Raw genomic sequence first — 17,369 nt, forward strand, 5'->3', positions numbered from 1 at the left:
GTTGTGGTATAGATTTTAAAACTGTGCCCGAACGCCAAAGGTGATCATGCGATTTAATGGATATTTAGCACCGTTGCTTCCCAGTTCAGGATCCCAGATTTTGAATTTGCTAAACGTCAGGAGGTTTTGGCCCGATGAATACACATAAAGCGAAGTGAAACCAAGTTTGTCCAATCCTTTTGCTTTAATATTATAACCAACAGAGGCCTGTTTCATCCGTATATAAGATCCATCTTTTAACCAGTGTGTACTGTTGATATAATTGTTGTCGCTGCCGCTGGCCATGGTTAGGCGTGGATAGTAAGCATCCTGACGTGGATTTTCTGCGGTCCAACGGTCTTCAACAATGGCCATGGTATTGTTGGGATAGATTCCTAGCCCTGAAAAAGGGAGCACGCCGACCCCATTGACGCCCATACCTTTCCCCGGAATTTCACTGCCATTTGCCATGATACCCACATCAGCGACCCCTTGAAAAAATACGGAAAGGTCAAAGTTTTTATACGAAGCTGAAAAACCGGCACCGTATAGCCAGGAAGGAAACCAGGATTTCCCAAGGTAGGTTCGGTCATATGCATCAATGATATTATCGTCCTCGGCATTTAAGTTTTTGTAACGGATATCTCCCGGAGACACGGGGTTAAATTTTTGCTGAGGAGCAGACTCGACCTCTTCTTTGCTCGTAAAGTAGCCCATGGCAATATGCCCCTGATATTCGCCATAGCGTGTTCCTGTCTTGGATTGATAACCATAGCGTCTGACTGGTTCATCGGCAAAAACAATTTTATTGCGGCTATAGGTGACGTTACCAAAAAGGCGGAGCCCGACATCCCCAAATTTATCGTTGTATTCAATGCTGGCATCCATACCTTTATTGTCCATCTCACCTATATTGGCGTAAACAAAAAGACTATTATAGCCGGCGATAGATGAAATGGATTCCCTACGGATCAGAATATTTTTCCGACGCTCGGCGAAACCGTCAAAGATCAGATTGAGCTTGTTCCATAATCCAATTTCAAGGCCGATCCCGGTTTTGTAGGATCTTTCCCAGGTCAGATTCTCGACACCCAATATTCTCTCCGTTTTTCCACCGGCCCAGGTACCATTGAGACCAAAACCCGTATAACCACCGTCCCCGATCTGTGTTAAGTAGGGAAAGCGATTTCGAGCATCGCCGATGTTGTCGTTACCGACAATACCATAGGACCCCCTGATTTTTAATAAGCTGAATGTCTTTTTCAACGGTTCAAAAAATTCCTCATTGGAAATCACCCAACCTGCAGAAGCGGACGGAAACAGGCCAAATTTTTGACCCTTTTCGAAATTTTCAGATCCTGTATAACCCGCGTTAACTTCGACAAGATATTTATCGCGGAATCCGTAGTTGATCCTCCCCGCCAGGCTTTGGTTTCGGTAGGGGATAGAGCCAATAACACTACCTGATAGACTGACCAGACGGTTACGCATATTATAGAGAAACATCCCGCCGATTTTGTGGTCATTGAAAGTACGCTCGTAGTTTAAATTACCTTCCAAGTACATGACGCGTTGACCAAAAGATTCTTGACTATAGTCCAAAAATTGCTGACCAACTCTGCTTTGATTAAAAATGAGTTCCCCCTCGGGTGTTCTTCCTGTGGCCTGCCATAAATCATTTTTCCCTGAGCGTCGGTTGTTGAATTCACCATAACTGTCAAAAGAGAACCGGGCATAGGCGGATAATCCTTCCGTAATCGCATCTAATTTTTGATTAATGGTCAATACCGATTGCACAATGGGTTTGAATTCGCTGGAGTAACCATTGTTTTGAACTTCATTTAATGGATTGGCGCCGCCACCGCTAAGTGGTCCGGCCCATTTACCGTCCGGATATTGAATTGGGTAGGCGACGGGTGTAGTCGCATAAGCCAGATACCACAGATCACCGGCAGCAATTCCGGGGTAGCGGGAGTTGACTAGCATCCCCGTTAAGTTGAGCTGAACGGAGGTGGTTTTTGATAAATTGACATCCACATTACTCCGGAAATCATAACGCTTGAAATCGAGATTCGGATTGTAATTGTTTAAATTACGGACTTTATAGGGACCGGTTTGATTATAATACGATCCTGAAATATAGTATTTCACCGATTCACCGCCACCGGTAATGTTGATGTTGGCATTGGTGAGCATGGAATTCTTCTTATATACCTCATCAATCCAGTTCACATTGGGATACATATAGGGATCCAGTCCACTGGCTGTTTTTTGGATCAATTCGTCTGTATAGACGGGATTAAGTCCCATATTTCTTCGAGCTTCATTCTGCAGTTCCATATATTTTATTCCGTCCAGCATTTGTGGGGTTTTCGTAAAACTGGAAAAGCCCGTTTCTGCCTTAAAGGAAATCTTTGGTTTGCCAGCGACACCTCTTTTGGTCGTAATAATCAAAACACCGTTGGCACCTTTGGCACCATACATTGCCGTGGATGAAGCATCTTTTAGGAGAGAAATACTAGAGATATCTTCGGGATCAATATTATTGAAAGAACCACCGAAACCACCATTGACATCATCACGCTGTACACCATCGATGATAATTAGCGGAGAGGAATTACCCGTATACGTTCCGATTCCCCGGATTGTAAAAGTTGAATTGTCATAACCGGGTTCGCCACTTGATTGCACGGAGATAATACCAGCAACTTTACCAGCTAAAGCATTCGATAAGTTGGGAACTGGTGTGCGCATATCGGCCATATTTACTGAACTCACCGCACCCGTTACGTTAATTTTCTTCTGTGTACCATAACCTACCACAACAACATCATCCAGGTTGTTGTTGGCTAGCGTTAGGACCACATTTAAATACCCCTTGTTATCTGTTTGGCGTTCAGTGTTCTCATAGCCTACGTAGGTGAATGTCAAGATCACTTGTCCAGAGCCTGAGGGCGGAGCAATGGTAAAATTACCCTGGCCATCGGATGTGGTCGTGATCTGGGTATTTTTTACACGTACAGTTACGCCGGCAAGTGGTTTTCCCTGTTGATCTTTAACCGAACCATTAATGGCCTTTTGATTCTCGGTAACTTCACTGGTTCGGGCTGCAGCTTTAGTCTCTTTTGGCCGTATGATTAAGGTCTTTTTGATGACCTCAAACTCAAGTGCCTGATTTCGAAACAGGGCTGTCAGCGCTTCATTTAATGTGGCATTCTCCAGATTAAGCGTGACAGGGCTTGCTTTCTTGATCAGCTTTGAATCGTAAAGCAGGTCAAGCTGAGCCTGTTTGCTGATTTCTGCGAGAACGAGATCGACCTTACTATTTTTAAAATGTAGGTTCATTTTTTGGCTATAAACCGGAGTTTTAGCCTGAACAGCGCCAAAAAATGCGAGCAGTAGATAGAACTTCATAATCAATAGGGTCTTAATTAAGAACATATTCTGTTCTTTTCCCGGTATTATTTTCATAATTTTGTTTAGAATTAAAAGGTTAATTAATTTTTGACAGAAAATTTTTAAACTCTATTCGTAGCCAGGATGTGACAGCATCCTGGCTTAAGTTTTCTATTTATCTTTTGCTGACGTAGATCCTCCTTTCCACAATTTTAAATTTGATTGATTTTGTTAGTTCGAGAAGCGATAAGATTTCTTCAATACGTTCTCTCCGGGAAACTTTCATTTTGAGGTTTACATCATCCCAGTCCTTTCCCTCGAATATTACTTCGGCGTCATACCATTGCGCCACATCCGCCATAATGGTTTTGATATTTTCATCTTTGTAGATAAAATAATTGTTCTTCCAGGCGATTTCGGATTCTGGATCAAATTGATCGATCTGAACATCTGTAGCAGATATCTTTGCCCGCTCACCAGGTTTGAGCATCGTCTGGCCTGCTTTTGATGTTAAACTTACTGATCCCTGAAGCAGGGCGACTTTTGCAATATGATGCTTGTCCCGATCGGATACATTAAACTTCGTGCCCAGCACCCGTATTCCAAATCCATTGCCCTCCACAATAAATGGTTTGTGTTTTGATTCGGCAACTTCGAAATAAGCTTCTCCATTGACTTGAACGAGACGACGGTCCGCAGCAAAATGCTCCGGGAAAATCAGGCTACTCTCGGCGTTGAGCCATACTTTGGTACCATCTTCTAAATTAATCTGATATTTACCGCCTTTCGGGGTTGCTAAGGTGACAAGTTGAGGTTGCATATTTTTTTCCCTGGTCTTTGCCTGATAACTGATACTACCTTCCTGGTCAATTTTAAACAATAGCTTTCCAAAAGGAACAGTGTCTCCAACCTGCTGTTGCTGCAGATCCAAGCTGCTGCCGTCTGAATTTTTCAAAGAGGCTTTTTCTGCACCCGGATTTAGGTAGGCCCGCTGATTTGTAACTTGTAAGTCGGCATTCCGACCTTTAAAGAAATAATATCCGGCGATGCTGGAAACAGCCAGGAACAATGAGGCGGCATAGGGCAGGTAGCGACGGAAAGTGCTTATTTTTTTTGAATTGCCCGCTTCTGCATGAATAAGTTGTTCTACGTTGTACTTAATCTGTGTTTCTATATTTTCTGCAGGGCCGAATTTATCTTCGTCCCAAGTCGCATCATGATATGCATCCAAGAGCCTGTCGTCGACTTCACGCAATTCATCTTCGGAGGATTGCTTGCGCAAAATTTTCTTGATTAAGTCTATAATTTCAGGTTTTTTCATGAAATCTATAATTGATTCGTTCTTATAGAGTTCATTTTTTCAATTAGCCCCCAAAAGGAATTGCACTTTTTTAAAAAAAGAAAATATAAAAGAATCTTTTATTAGCCTGTGATTGTTGTAAGGTGTTGTATTTCAGTTTTTTGTTAGAAAAAGAAAATCTGAAAAAAGATGTGCATATTCTGCATACCTTGTTTTAATCGTTTCAACGCAATAGAGATTTGGTTTTCTACTGTTTTTACGGAAATATTCAGCTTCTCCGCAATCTCTTTATGGCTGAGCTGCTCCATTCTGCTGAGGTAAAAGATCTCCTTACATTTGTCGGGAAGCTGGTTGATCATCTGATCCAGGTAATCCAGCAGTTCGCTGTACTCCAATTTTAGTAATGGATTGAAGGAATCAACATAGTCCTCATCTAAATCTTTCAATTCGACATAATTCATTTTCTTTTTGACATTTCGGAATACTTCGTAACGAATGCAGCCAAATAGATAGGTTTTGATGGAATATTTAAGATTGATTTTCTCCCTGTTGCGCCATATATTGATAAATACGTTTTGGACAAGTTCCTGACATACTTCGGGATCCTGCATCGTGACAGATGCTGTTTTGAAAAGGGGTTGCCAAAAGCGATGCATCAGGTGTTGTAGTGCCCGTTCCTCACCTTGACAAACTGATTCAAAAATTTGCTGATCCGAACAGGCGGAGAAATTCATAATTTAATTCTGTTTACAATAGGTATCCCACAAAAACCTTATCAAAGTAAGAATAAAATAACAATAAAACAAAATCTTATCCGCCAGCGCCATGATCTGCAAGTGGCAATGAAGGTGCTCAGTTGACAGAATCTGAGGACGCAGGAAAAAAGGGAGAACAGGTTTCTTGATCATGTTTGACGGTTGAGGCTCGGCCGATCGAGGGGACTGCTGCTGACCAAGTTATTACCAAATTCGACTTGTAAGCAGAGTGAATGTACAGTGAGTCCACGTTGAGTCCACCTTTTGAGGTGCTTTCACTGTGGCTCCATATTTTTTAGAAATCGGGAGGGGGGCGAACTTGGGACGAACCTGTCCATAAGCAATTTACAACAAAGTCCGTTGAAAATTTCAAACTTCTATATAACTCCGTATTAGCGAGTTGGTAGATAGTTTAAAATATGTTTAATCTAGATTAGGCTTCAGATTTTTTCTTTATGAAGCGAGTCCCTTTGTTGATATTTTAACAGCCCAATTTCCGTTTCCAGAACGCCCTTGGATTTATCTTAACGGAAGTGTATACTCTTTCATTTAAAACTTAATATAATCATAATGATAAGTTGATGTTAGATGCATAAGTTGTTGTGCCTTAGCGATCAAACGAGCGTTTAGCGTGAATATCATGAAACGAGTCTATTATATACTGAATTTGATTGTTTTCCTTTTTGTCGCTCAATTTTTGGGTTGCAAGAAAGATCCACCAAGCTATCCTGTAGGGTCCAATGCCTATGTCAACAACTGGATATTGGATAGCCTTCGCCGCTATTATCTGTGGAATGAATCTCTCCCAAAAAAGGTCAACAAAGACCAGGATCCACAATTGTTTTTCAAGTCTTTGCTGCATGCAAACGACCGCTTCTCCTATATGGTCAATCCAGAAGATCCTGGTAGCTTTCCAAAATCCAATCGGAATCAATTTGGATTTGATTATAGCACGGTGAGCAGTGCGGATGGTAAGCTCGTCTTTGGCGTTGTCAAATACGTCTACAGCGATTCGCCCGCGTCCCGAAATGGATTGAAGCGGGGAGATTACATCAGTAAGATCAATGGACAGCAATTGACAGCCGCAAATGCTGTTGTTCTTCAAAATGAACTGTTAATAGGAGACAAGGGGCAACTGACTTTAGCCGCTTTGGAAAATAATTCCCTGAAGGATATTCGAACTGTGGATTTAAACATGGGGATGTTAGTGGAACAGCCCATATTACGGGAGACTTTCCATTTGAATGCCAAGACAATTGCTTACCTCTATATCAATGATTTTAGCCGCGGTATAGCACAGTCGGCGATGTCAGATTTTACCGTTTTTAAAAATGAAAACGTAGATGCATTGATCGTGGATCTGCGCTATAACCCCGGGGGACAGGTTGCAGAGGCTGCGGGTATTGCCGGATTGATTAGCGGATTACCTTTTGATACGCCTTTTATCATTTATACCGGTAATAAGAATGGTGGGCGAAAGACAGAAAGTATCGGACAAAGTGCCTCCGGTGATCGTACATTACAATATCAGCAGGTTCTGGAAACCGGCCTGAAATTAAAAGAGGTTTACATTTTAACGAGCGCTACGACTGCATCAGCTGCTGAGATATTGATCAATAACCTTAAACCCTATGTGAATGTCATCACAGTAGGTGAGACAACCAGAGGAAAAGACCAAGCTTCTTTCGTTATCAAAGATATGCGGCCTTCAAAAACAATTTCCTGGGAAATGCATCCAATTATTTACAAGCTGTCCAATGCGCTTGGAGCAGGAGATTATGCTGCTGGAATAGTGCCACAATATCATGCAAACGAATTCGAATCCTTGCCATTAAAAGCGCTGCCTTCCCTGGATGATCCCTTGATTCAGCATGCTATTGGTCTTATTGGAGGAAGCAAGAGCCTAGACAAGCGGGGCGCAAGCAAACAATCTTCGGTAAGTTCACTGCGGATACTCACAGATAGTAAAAGGGAGCAGACGAACCAAAATATCCTACATATAAACAATTAACAGCTTATGTATTAACAACTATATAACAGATACTTAAACTGTTGTTAACTGTGGGTTAATAGGTGCTGTTTAGCTTTGGGTTATTACCATCAATATACTTGTTATGAAAAGGAAAGCAATTGAAACAAACGAACAGTTATTGGATAAATTACGTCAGGGAGATACGGCCGCATTTCAGGAACTGTATTTTCGTATGCGTAGTAAGGTAATTGGCTTTTCTTACAAGTTTTTACGTTCTCAAGAAGGGGCGAAAGAACTGACACAGGAGGTATTTGTCAAACTCTGGGAAAATCGCGAAAAAATAGATGCCAGCAAGAATATTGAGAGCCTTTTATTTGTCATGGTACGGTACAGTATGCTCGATGCCTGGAAAAGAAAGCTGCGCTACGATAATTTTCTCGAAACGCAAAGCAGAGTCGAGCAGCACCAAGATTTCACCGCACAATATATCGACTATCAAGAATGCTATGCGGTATTAACACGTTCGATTGAGTCCCTCCCCCAACAGGCACAGAAGGTGTATCGACTGAGCCGGGAAGAAGGATTGAGTCATCAGGAAATCGCTGATCAACTACAGATTTCGACCAATACGGTGAGCAATCACATCAAAAAATCCATGCGCCAGATTCGTGCCTATTATCATCATAGCTATCCCGAAGCGTTTGGCTGTATCATGTGCTTGGTTTTGGCCTTGACCTAAGTGCCAATTTTTCTTAAAATCAATTATTTATTTTTTTTTCTTTCGAGTAGCCGTTCTTTCCTTGCCAGTCTTTCTATAGATAAATAAGCAAAAAAAAGTGCAAGACAAAGAATATATCAAAAGCATCATGGAACGTTTCCGACAAGGCCTGGCAAGCCCAACGGAGAAAAAGATCCTGTTGCACTATTTAGAGACAGATCAAGAAGAAGAGCATATGGAGCTCTTTGCAGAGATGATGGCTGATCTGTGGAAAGACGAACCTGTCTATCGGGAGGACACGGCCAAGACGAGGGCCGAGTTTGCTGAGATCTTGCAAGAAATCCCAAAAGATAAGAAAGGAAAGCCAGCTAAGATAGTACCGTATTGGTATTACGCGGCGGCGGCAGTATTAGTTTTTTCAGTTGTATCGAGTTGGTTTTATTTTCAGAAACCTGAAAAAGCTATGCAAACCACAAGCATAACATGGTCGAGTAAAACGACTTCTGATGGACAAAAAGTTAAGATTAGATTAAGTGACAGTAGTATTATTTATCTGGCTGGGGGAAGTACTTTACGCTGGCCCGACCAATTTGTAAAAGGACGGAAGCGGGAAGTTATATTGACAGGTGAAGCTTTTTTTGAGGTTAAAAGAGATACCAGCAGTCCATTTATTGTTCATACGGGCGCTGTGAGTACACAGGTATTGGGCACTTCCTTTAATATCTATGCGTATCCTAAAGATAAAAATCAAATGATCTCGGTACGCAGTGGAAAGGTGCGTGTGATCAGTAATGGGGGGAACCAATTAAAAAAACTGGCAGATCTGACCGCAGGAATGCGTCTGACCTATGAGCAGCAGACGAGGGATTTCGTTGTCGAAAAAGGTCAGGATCCCGTATCATTTAATAGTTGGATAGAAAACCGTCTGAGCTTTCGAAATGCCAACCTTGGAGAAATAACAAAGAAATTAAGCCGGTATTACAACATTCATTTTGATATCAAGGGCTCGTGTAAATTTGATAATTATCGTATTAACGCCAGTTTTGACAACCAGCCCATCGGGAAGATTATGGAGCAGTTAACAATGATGAGCGGAGGTAAGCTTAGCTATCGGATCAATGACCAAAATTCAATCACCTTATGGAGGAAGGAATGCCCATGATATAATCGCAACATAAAGAGCGAATAACGCTATTACAACGAACGAGAAACAAAAAAGAAAATAGAACCGCTCTGGACCAACAGAACGGTTCGAGAAACAAATTTCTAATTAATTGAATTAAAAAAAATTGTTGAATTCCATGAATATAAGCATATATTCTCAAAACAAAAGAAAATTTTCAAAATCTTGGAGGCAGGTCTTCTTATGGACAGTCTTCGGTATATTACAGTTTTTTATTCCTGTAGTTTTCAATGGTGCTTATGCACAGGGACTTCAGAAAAAAGTGAGTTTAACGCTTAACTCAGTACCCATTACCAATGCCTTACGAGATTTGCAGACGGCATCTGGCCTGCAGATCAATTACGATGGCAGTATATTTTCCGGGCAGACCAAAGTGAGTTTACATGCAAAAAATTACACGGTGGAAACTGCATTAAAACAGCTTTTGGCAAGTAGTAACGTTGGTTTTAAAACAGCAGGCAACAATACAGTTGTCCTCTTTAAATTACCCCCGCCGGTAAGCCCCGGACGAATGATAGGAACTATTGTTGACGCGAGCGGCGACCCATTGGTCGGAGCCACGGTTATCGTACAGGGAGTGGGTAAGTCTGCCATGACCGATAGCAAGGGGAATTTTAATATTGAATTAAAAGCGGGGACATATACCATTGATATCACTTATATTTCTTACGAAAGTCAACGGGTGACAGATATAAAAATCGTTGACGGGAAGAGCACCAACTTAAATATTGCGATGAAAGCAAGCGCAAATACACTAAGCCAGGTGATTGTGACATCTTCCTATAAAAAAGCCAGCATCTCAGGGCTATTGGCACGACAAAAGAATGCTTCAGAAATCAGCAATGGTATTTCGGCAGAACAGATTGCATTGACGCCAGATCGGAATGTTGGTGAGAGTTTGAAACGCATTTCTGGTGTGTCTACAATAAACGACAAATTTGTTATTGTTAGAGGAATAGGGGAACGGTATAATTCCGCGACATTGGACGGTACCACGCTGCCAAGTACTGAGGCGCAGAGTCGAAGCTTTTCTTTTGATATCATTCCCACGGCTATTATAGACAATGTTGTGGTCGCGAAATCTATCACACCGGATATGAATGTGAGTTTTGGTGGTGGACTTATTCAGATTAATACCAAGGATATCCCAAATGAAAACTTTATGACTATTGGGGCAGGAACTTCAATAAATGGGCAATCTATAGGAAAAGACTTCCTGAGTCCGAAACGAGGAAAACATGATTACCTTGGTTTTGATGATGGAAGAAGATCCTTTCCAAAAGATTTGTATATCGCTACAGCGAGATCTCCGATTGAGGATGTTGTTGCGCAAAGTAAGCGTTTCACAACGGATAATTTTACGCTATATAAATATAAAACTATACCATCTCAAAATTATCAATTTACAATTGGCCGTCTCTATAATTTGAAAGGAGGAAGTGTCCGTAAATTTGGTTTTGTAGGAACGCTTAATTATCGCAATCGACAAGACATCACGCATATTGAGGATACGAAAAGAGGGTCGTGGTATGACGAGTTTCCTGATAAAAATACCGGTAAGATTTATGAGTTTAATACAACATGGGGCGGTTTGTTAAATATGGGTTTGCAGATTGACCAGCATCGTTTTTCATTTCGAAATACCGTAACTCGGGTATTCAATAATAGCATAACGCGAGTAATGGGGATTGATGTTGATGGTGATCCAGATGGAAAACCGGATCGTATCAGAGAGACTACTATTCCGACTTTTACCACACTCTTGCAAAATAAGCTAACTGGTCAGCATCAGATTCAAGATCTAAAACTAGAATGGGAAGTCGCGCGATCTGGTATCAATCGCGATGATAAGGATATGGGTATTTTAACCCAGAATCTGTCTGCCGAAAAAATTAACGGCGAACGTATTTTTCTCTATGATTATTCACAATTGGTGGAAGGCAGAAGCCAACCAGCATCTCGACATAATTACTCCAATAGGGAGACACATTACTCTTGGGGAGCGTCAGCGATGCACCCATTCGATTTTGGAAATGTGAAGACTACGGCAAAGATCGGTTATTTTGGTTTACAACGTCGTGCAGCATTCCATTATCAAATTGCAGCGATGGTTGTAGATAACAAAACGTTCGATCAGAAATTAAGATACATTTCTATCGGAGACCGTTTTAAACCTGAAAATATAGGTGAACATGGATTTATGTATGAAATGGATGGATGGGATCTGGATTATTACAAAGGTAAGAGTCGAAATCACGCTGGATACCTAATGTTTGATCATAAGTATTCTGATCAACTCCGTCTGGTTTGGGGTGTGCGGGCGGATGCGTATAAATATACGGAGATCAATAACCCCAAAAGTGATGGATCCATTATTGATTTTAAACTACCTGAAGAACCAGCGGTTCGTTGGCTACCTTCTGCCAATTTAACCTACTCACCAATCAATACGTTAAATATCAGGGCGGCATATGGTAAAACCGTTATCCGTCCTGAAATGCTCGAAAACAGTCAGTTCTTACGCTATAACCCGACTTTTGAAGGCGTATTTGGTAGTACTGGGATTAGTAGCACAGGTATTACAAGTTGGGACTTGAAAGGGGAGTGGTTTCCAGACTTAGGTGAAATCCTTTCACTGGGAGCATATTATAAACATTTTGACAAACCAGCTGAAATTTACGCACAAGCTACAGGAACTTATGATTGGCAGTATACCTTGGCCAACTCAGCCCAGGCAAAAGTATATGGATTGGAACTTGAAGCACGGAAGAACTTGGGTTTTATCTATGATCATTTATTGTTGAAAAACATCGTTGTTTATGGAAACCTGACGATGCAAAAGGGTGATGTAGTCGCCTTTGTGGATGTGCAAGATCCCGAAACAAAGGAATTTAAACGTGTTGAATCTAAGCAGTCAAGGTCTATGTATGGTCAAAGCCCTTATTTGATTAATATGGGTATGCAATATATCGGTGAACGGCTCGGACTAAATATCGTTTTTAATCGTTCAGGCAGAAAGACGTCTTTCATCGCGGTAACGGCAGATGAGACCGAATATGAAAAGCCACGAAACCTTTTGGATGCTCAGGTCAGCTATAAATTTATAAATAAACGTTTGGAAGTGAAGGTGAATGCAGGAAATATTCTAGATGCCGTATCTGTGTTCTATAATAATTACAATAGTTATGAAACAAATCCGGATGCAGCGCCAGGAGATATTTCTGATAATAGAAGGTTAAAACCGGGATTTAGCAATGATTTTGATGAAGGAGATCGGGTGATGTTAAGACAACGCTTCGGAAGAACCTTTGGAACAACAATAACGTATAAATTCTAACAATAATAAATAAAAAAAGAAAGGAGGATAAAGTGGAAGACTTTAATAAAAAAGCGAAAGGCTTTGCTGAAACGGACCTCTCGCTTGAATGCATATACAAGTCATGTGCTTCCTAAAAAGAAAACCAACAAATCTTGCAGAATGCCTAGGGCACTAAACAAGTCGACTTGCCATTTATCTGGCCGCAAATTAATAATTTTTTAACACAAATCAATAGAAAAATGAAAACTCTAAATAAAACTTTAGCTATTCTAGCAATCGCTTCTACTTCATTAACAGCATGTAATAAAGATAACGCTTTACAAAATGATTCTTTCGATAATCGCAGTACTTCAGCAGCAGATTACAGCCAATCTTCACTACCAGTTGTAACTATTTCAGCGGATATCACTAGCAATGTTACTTGGTCTGCAAGTAATGTATATGAAATTAAAGGAGTGGTTACCGTGACCAATGGTGCTACACTAACCATCCCTGCTGGAACATATATTAAAGCTGCTGTTAATACACCAGGTGCACAAAATGGTGTATTGGTCATTGCTAAAGGAGCGAAGATAAATGCGCAGGGTACAGATACCAACCCAATCGTATTTACAAGCCGTAACTTATTGGATGGCGATAATGCGACTGTTGGTAAACCTGGCGATTTTGGAGGTCTAATTGTATTAGGTAATGCACAGATCAATGAGGCAGCTGGAACAAAGTTGATTGAGGGATTAGCTGATAACGCAAAATTCTATTATGGTAGCAGTAGTACAGCTAACAATGCTGAAAGCAGTGGAACCATCAAAAATGTACGTATAGAGTACGCTGGATATAAATTGGCTGACAATATTGAAGTGAATGGATTAACCCTTGGTGGTGTAGGATCTGGTACTGTCTTGAACAAAATTGAGGTAGCATGGGGATTAGACGATGGATTTGAATTCTTCGGTGGTCGTGTAAATGGATCGGATTTAGTTGCTTTCTCAAATGATGATGATCAGTTTGACTTTGATTTGGGTTATCAAGGAACTATTTCAAATTCAATCGCATTCGCGAACAAAGTTTCTACACATAGTGCAAGTGGTGGAAATAGCGATTCAAATGGCGCTGAAATTGATAATCACCCTACCGCGTTCACTGCATTACCTAAAACCAAACCTACGTTTAACAACGTTCGTATTGTAGGAACCAAAAATGAAACAGGTATAACAGCCCCTGGATTTAAATCTGGTGTGTTGGTACGTCGTGGTGCCGAGTTAGCTTTGGTAAACTCCAAAATTACAGGATATAAAACAGGTTTGCATATTAATAGTGATGCCACTCCTTCGTTGACTTCTGTTCAAGGATCATCCTTATTTGGATTTACATTGGCTGCTACAGCTGGTTACACAGACCTTGGCACAAACACTGTTGCTCCAGTAGGTACTACTGCTCCGACGTTCAGCATTTCATCACAACCTTTCTACAATGAGCCAAGCTTTGCTTCAGGTCTTCCATTGCCTGCATACTTTTGGGTAAAGTTTAATTATTAAACATTGTTAAAAAAAATTGTTTTATAAAAAGACCTAGATTGGCTAATTAGCCAATCTAGGTTCTCATATGAAAAATATGAAAAAACCCATATTTAAATTATTGCATTTATTCGTATTCATGATGGTTCTTTTACAAGCTTGTAAAAAGGGCGAACTCTTTGAATCAAATACTCCCAAAATTGCGGAAATTTCTTTTGCCGGTTCAACTTCTGTACCTCTGGAGTTTTTTTATGATAATGCTGTCATTGCCAGTACAGGAGAGCAGAACAATAGCTTGCCAGTTTCAATAAAATTGAATATTTCGAAAGGAGATCGAAAGGTTTATATTAGGGAAAAAGGAAAATCTGAAATATTGAAAACCTATAGTATTGATGGAACAAATTTTAGTAATGTATTGAGAATTTATTATGATAAAGGCGAGATATATGATGTTGGTATACAGTATAATCTGAGAATCTATACGAAAGATAAATTGGATCTGTACTTAGATGATGTATTAAAGTATCAGAGTCCATTTGAAGAACCAATACAGGATCAAATAACAATACCGATCAACAAAGATCAAAAAAGGGTACTCACTGTAAAGAAAAAAGGAGGAAAGGAAGTTCTGCTAACAAAAACCATAACAGAAGCCGACAGTAATAGGTTCTTGAAATTCTATCTTGAAGGAAACGAATTATTAGAAAATCTGACTATTCCAGCTTTGAAAAACCCAAAAGGGATGTCCGTGACCTTTAAGCTGCTGACAAATGTAAATACTATCGAAACTAAGTTTATTGGTGGCGATGTGGATTTGCTCGCTTATATTCGAAATTTGAACACGACTGATGTCAAAAAAACAAGCCCTGAATTGCGATTTACAATTCCTGCTAAATCATCGTTTGTAACTATGGAGCTGCCCCCGATTTCAGAATCAGAATATTACACATTTGATTTTGTAAAAAAAGGAACGAACGAACCTAGTTTTACAAGTAACAACTTAGGTAAAAAAGTGAAATTAGGGATTGGAAATTATGGGATGTTCTTTTTCCAAAATCCAGATCCTGCTTTTTTTCTTCCAGGTGAAAGAATAATATGTACCATAATGCCTGCTGAGGAGACTGGAGGAGCTAATTATGATGAGATTTTCGTTACTCCTACAATCAACGAGTATCTTACAAATTGGATTAACTTTCAATGATTGTAGAACTAAAGTACTTTGATAGATAAAGTCGAGAAGTCCTCTGCAGGATTCTTGGCTTTTTTCGTTTATTGAGTATCAAGTTAAGTAGTACCAAGGTCTGAGATAATGATGGTCGTTGATCAAAGATCTTTTGTTGAATAAGAAAATACTATTTTTAAATAAGGATACGGTATCCTGAAACGGATCAAACTTTGATTAAGTTTCAGAATTAAAAAAGATAGTTAATTATTGGTATTTAAATAAAAACGATGAAGAAGAATTTTGCAAAAGCAGAAATGTTTATCCGGAAAGATATCGCTGAAGTGTTTCAGGCGATGGTAGACCCTGCGATTACTACTAAAATCTGGTTCACCAAGAGTTCGGGAAAATTAGAAAAGGGAAAGACTATTGAATGGGAGTGGGAGATGTATAACCATAAAGTCAATGTGGAGGTGCTGGAGATTGTCGAAAACCAAACACTAATTTTCAATTGGCGTAATCATGACAGCCCATCCCTTGTGGAATGGAAATTCAAAAAAATTACAGGAGGAACTTTTGTCTCGGTTACAAATACATTCGAACATGCGACAACAGAGGCCCTCATTGCTGAGGTACGCGATAGTACCGAAGGATTTACACTCGTTTTGGCCAATCTGAAAGCATATCTGGAATTTAATATCTTGCTTAATCTGGTAGGAGATAGGTTCCCGGAAATGTAGGTTGCGTGAAAATTGAGTTTATAACGGAAAGTTGAGTTTATAACGAGGATTGTTTTCGAAGATATGACTTTCGGATACGGTATCCGATAAAGATCAGTAGTCCGATGATCAAGATTACAATTAACATCCCTACCAGCTTAAATTCGTTGTATGTACTGTAGTTGTCATTTTGGTATTTGTTTGCTTTCAGATATATCTTGCCATTGCGGTTATCCAGAATAAAATTAAATTGATTCAATATTTTATTGCCCAATAAGCTTTGCTTGGCATTCGGATAATCGGGATTATTGGCATTGGTTATAATATTTTTAAAGACCTGGTTCCCGATTTTGAGTTCCGGAATGACAATGATCTTTTTTTTGCCAAAAGAAAATAGCGAATGATACTTGTTCCAAAGATCATAACGATTCGTAAAATCGTCTCCAATAAGCATACTGCCATCCCGACCGGTATCGAATAGAAAATGGAAGGGATAATCCTGTTCCCCGACATTGACAGTGACTTCAAATCGGGGGCGATGTTGGAAATAGTCAACATCGTGAACCTGATAACCCAGTAGATCTTTATTTATCTGATCGCTCAGGATCATAATCTTTTTCTCGTAATCAACTTCGATAATCTTGTCCTGGAACAGTGAATTTCCGATGATCATATCCTCGCCATCCGCTAGGTTTCGAATTTGTACCAAGGGAACTTTATCCCAGCGTAATCCGCCAATTTCCAAACTATTGATACTGGCACTGGGTTCATTGTTTGTACCGTCCGAATTTTGGACACTGATGTGACCATCAAATTTGACAGCCGCTTTTGCAGGAGATTGCTCGCTGAGACAGGTGATACCCGCACCTAGATCAAACATGATCGTTAAGTTTTTATGGCCATTGAGGCTTCCCTTAAAATAAAGACGACTATTTTTCATAAAAAAGGGAATGGTATCCGACGAGTGTATCGCTGGCTTAGGTTGTACAGTCGGATTTAATAGTTGCTCATAATTGGCCGATATGCGTGTCAGCATACGATCCCGTCCATTCAGTAGTATGATAAAATCATAGGTTTTACCATAAGTAGTCGTAAAAGATATGGAATCCTTATCCGTTATAAATGTGATCTTACGCTCTGCTCTTGGCACCTGCGTATAGTAAATATCAGGTGCCGTTGTTGGGGTTAATTTCCATACATCCTTAGCTAGCAGCTTTCCATCACGGATACTAACCATGGGCTTGCTGGCCTGAATCACAGGTATATTTTGTTGACCTTGAGTTCGGAAGGTCATAGATAGGGCAAAACTCAAGCTAAGGGTGAGAAGTCCTGCTGTTATTTTCACTTGTTTT

At 40.2% G+C, this 17,369-nt stretch carries 11 protein-coding genes; 7 read left to right on the forward strand and 4 right to left on the reverse strand.

Annotated features, from left to right (window positions below; all coding sequences use genetic code 11):
• Positions 1 to 15 precede the first annotated feature (15 nt).
• The 3 genes from ACK8HY_RS04160 to ACK8HY_RS04170 all read right to left on the reverse strand — a co-directional run bounded on the left by ACK8HY_RS04160 (position 16) and on the right by ACK8HY_RS04170 (position 5,409).
• A complete protein-coding gene (locus ACK8HY_RS04160; protein WP_416132868.1) occupies positions 16 to 3,450 on the reverse strand; it encodes a TonB-dependent receptor in 3,435 nt (1,144 codons plus the stop codon).
• A gap of 100 nt (positions 3,451 to 3,550) precedes the next feature.
• On the reverse strand, positions 3,551 to 4,696 hold the full coding sequence (locus tag ACK8HY_RS04165) for a FecR family protein (protein WP_416132869.1): 1,146 nt from the start codon (positions 4,694 to 4,696) through the stop codon (positions 3,551 to 3,553).
• Between the two features lie 143 nt (positions 4,697 to 4,839).
• Positions 4,840 to 5,409, reverse strand: coding sequence for an RNA polymerase sigma factor (locus ACK8HY_RS04170; RefSeq protein WP_416132870.1), 570 nt, complete (start codon positions 5,407 to 5,409; stop codon positions 4,840 to 4,842).
• A gap of 661 nt (positions 5,410 to 6,070) precedes the next feature.
• On the opposite strand from ACK8HY_RS04170, the gene ACK8HY_RS04175 reads away from it, so the two are divergent.
• The 7 genes from ACK8HY_RS04175 (at position 6,071) to ACK8HY_RS04205 (ending at position 16,038) form a co-directional block, all read left to right on the forward strand.
• The gene (locus ACK8HY_RS04175) at positions 6,071 to 7,441 is read left to right on the forward strand and encodes a S41 family peptidase (protein WP_416132871.1); all 1,371 of its coding nucleotides are present in this window, start codon (positions 6,071 to 6,073) and stop codon (positions 7,439 to 7,441) included.
• A gap of 103 nt (positions 7,442 to 7,544) precedes the next feature.
• A complete protein-coding gene (locus ACK8HY_RS04180; protein ID WP_416132872.1) occupies positions 7,545 to 8,141 on the forward strand; it encodes an RNA polymerase sigma-70 factor in 597 nt (198 codons plus the stop codon).
• Positions 8,142 to 8,268: 127 nt separating this feature from the next.
• A complete protein-coding gene (locus tag ACK8HY_RS04185; protein ID WP_416132873.1) occupies positions 8,269 to 9,282 on the forward strand; it encodes a FecR family protein in 1,014 nt (337 codons plus the stop codon).
• Between the two features lie 139 nt (positions 9,283 to 9,421).
• A complete protein-coding gene (locus ACK8HY_RS04190; protein WP_416132874.1) occupies positions 9,422 to 12,640 on the forward strand; it encodes a TonB-dependent receptor domain-containing protein in 3,219 nt (1,072 codons plus the stop codon).
• 221 nt (positions 12,641 to 12,861) lie between these two features.
• A complete protein-coding gene (locus tag ACK8HY_RS04195) occupies positions 12,862 to 14,157 on the forward strand; it encodes a hypothetical protein (RefSeq protein WP_416132875.1) in 1,296 nt (431 codons plus the stop codon).
• Between the two features lie 76 nt (positions 14,158 to 14,233).
• Positions 14,234 to 15,337, forward strand: coding sequence for a hypothetical protein (locus tag ACK8HY_RS04200; RefSeq protein ID WP_416132876.1), 1,104 nt, complete (start codon positions 14,234 to 14,236; stop codon positions 15,335 to 15,337).
• A 251-nt stretch (positions 15,338 to 15,588) separates the two neighbouring features.
• Positions 15,589 to 16,038, forward strand: coding sequence for an SRPBCC family protein (locus ACK8HY_RS04205; protein ID WP_077435019.1), 450 nt, complete (start codon positions 15,589 to 15,591; stop codon positions 16,036 to 16,038).
• A gap of 37 nt (positions 16,039 to 16,075) precedes the next feature.
• Here ACK8HY_RS04205 and ACK8HY_RS04210 read toward each other — a convergent pair whose 3' ends face one another.
• Positions 16,076 to 17,362 (reverse strand): retropepsin-like aspartic protease, encoded by a 1,287-nt coding sequence (locus ACK8HY_RS04210; RefSeq protein ID WP_416132877.1) that lies wholly within the window; start codon positions 17,360 to 17,362, stop codon positions 16,076 to 16,078.
• Positions 17,363 to 17,369 lie beyond the last annotated feature (7 nt).

The sequence above is a fragment of the Sphingobacterium sp. NGMCC 1.201703 genome, assembly GCF_047784615.1.
Lineage (GTDB): Bacteria > Bacteroidota > Bacteroidia > Sphingobacteriales > Sphingobacteriaceae > Sphingobacterium.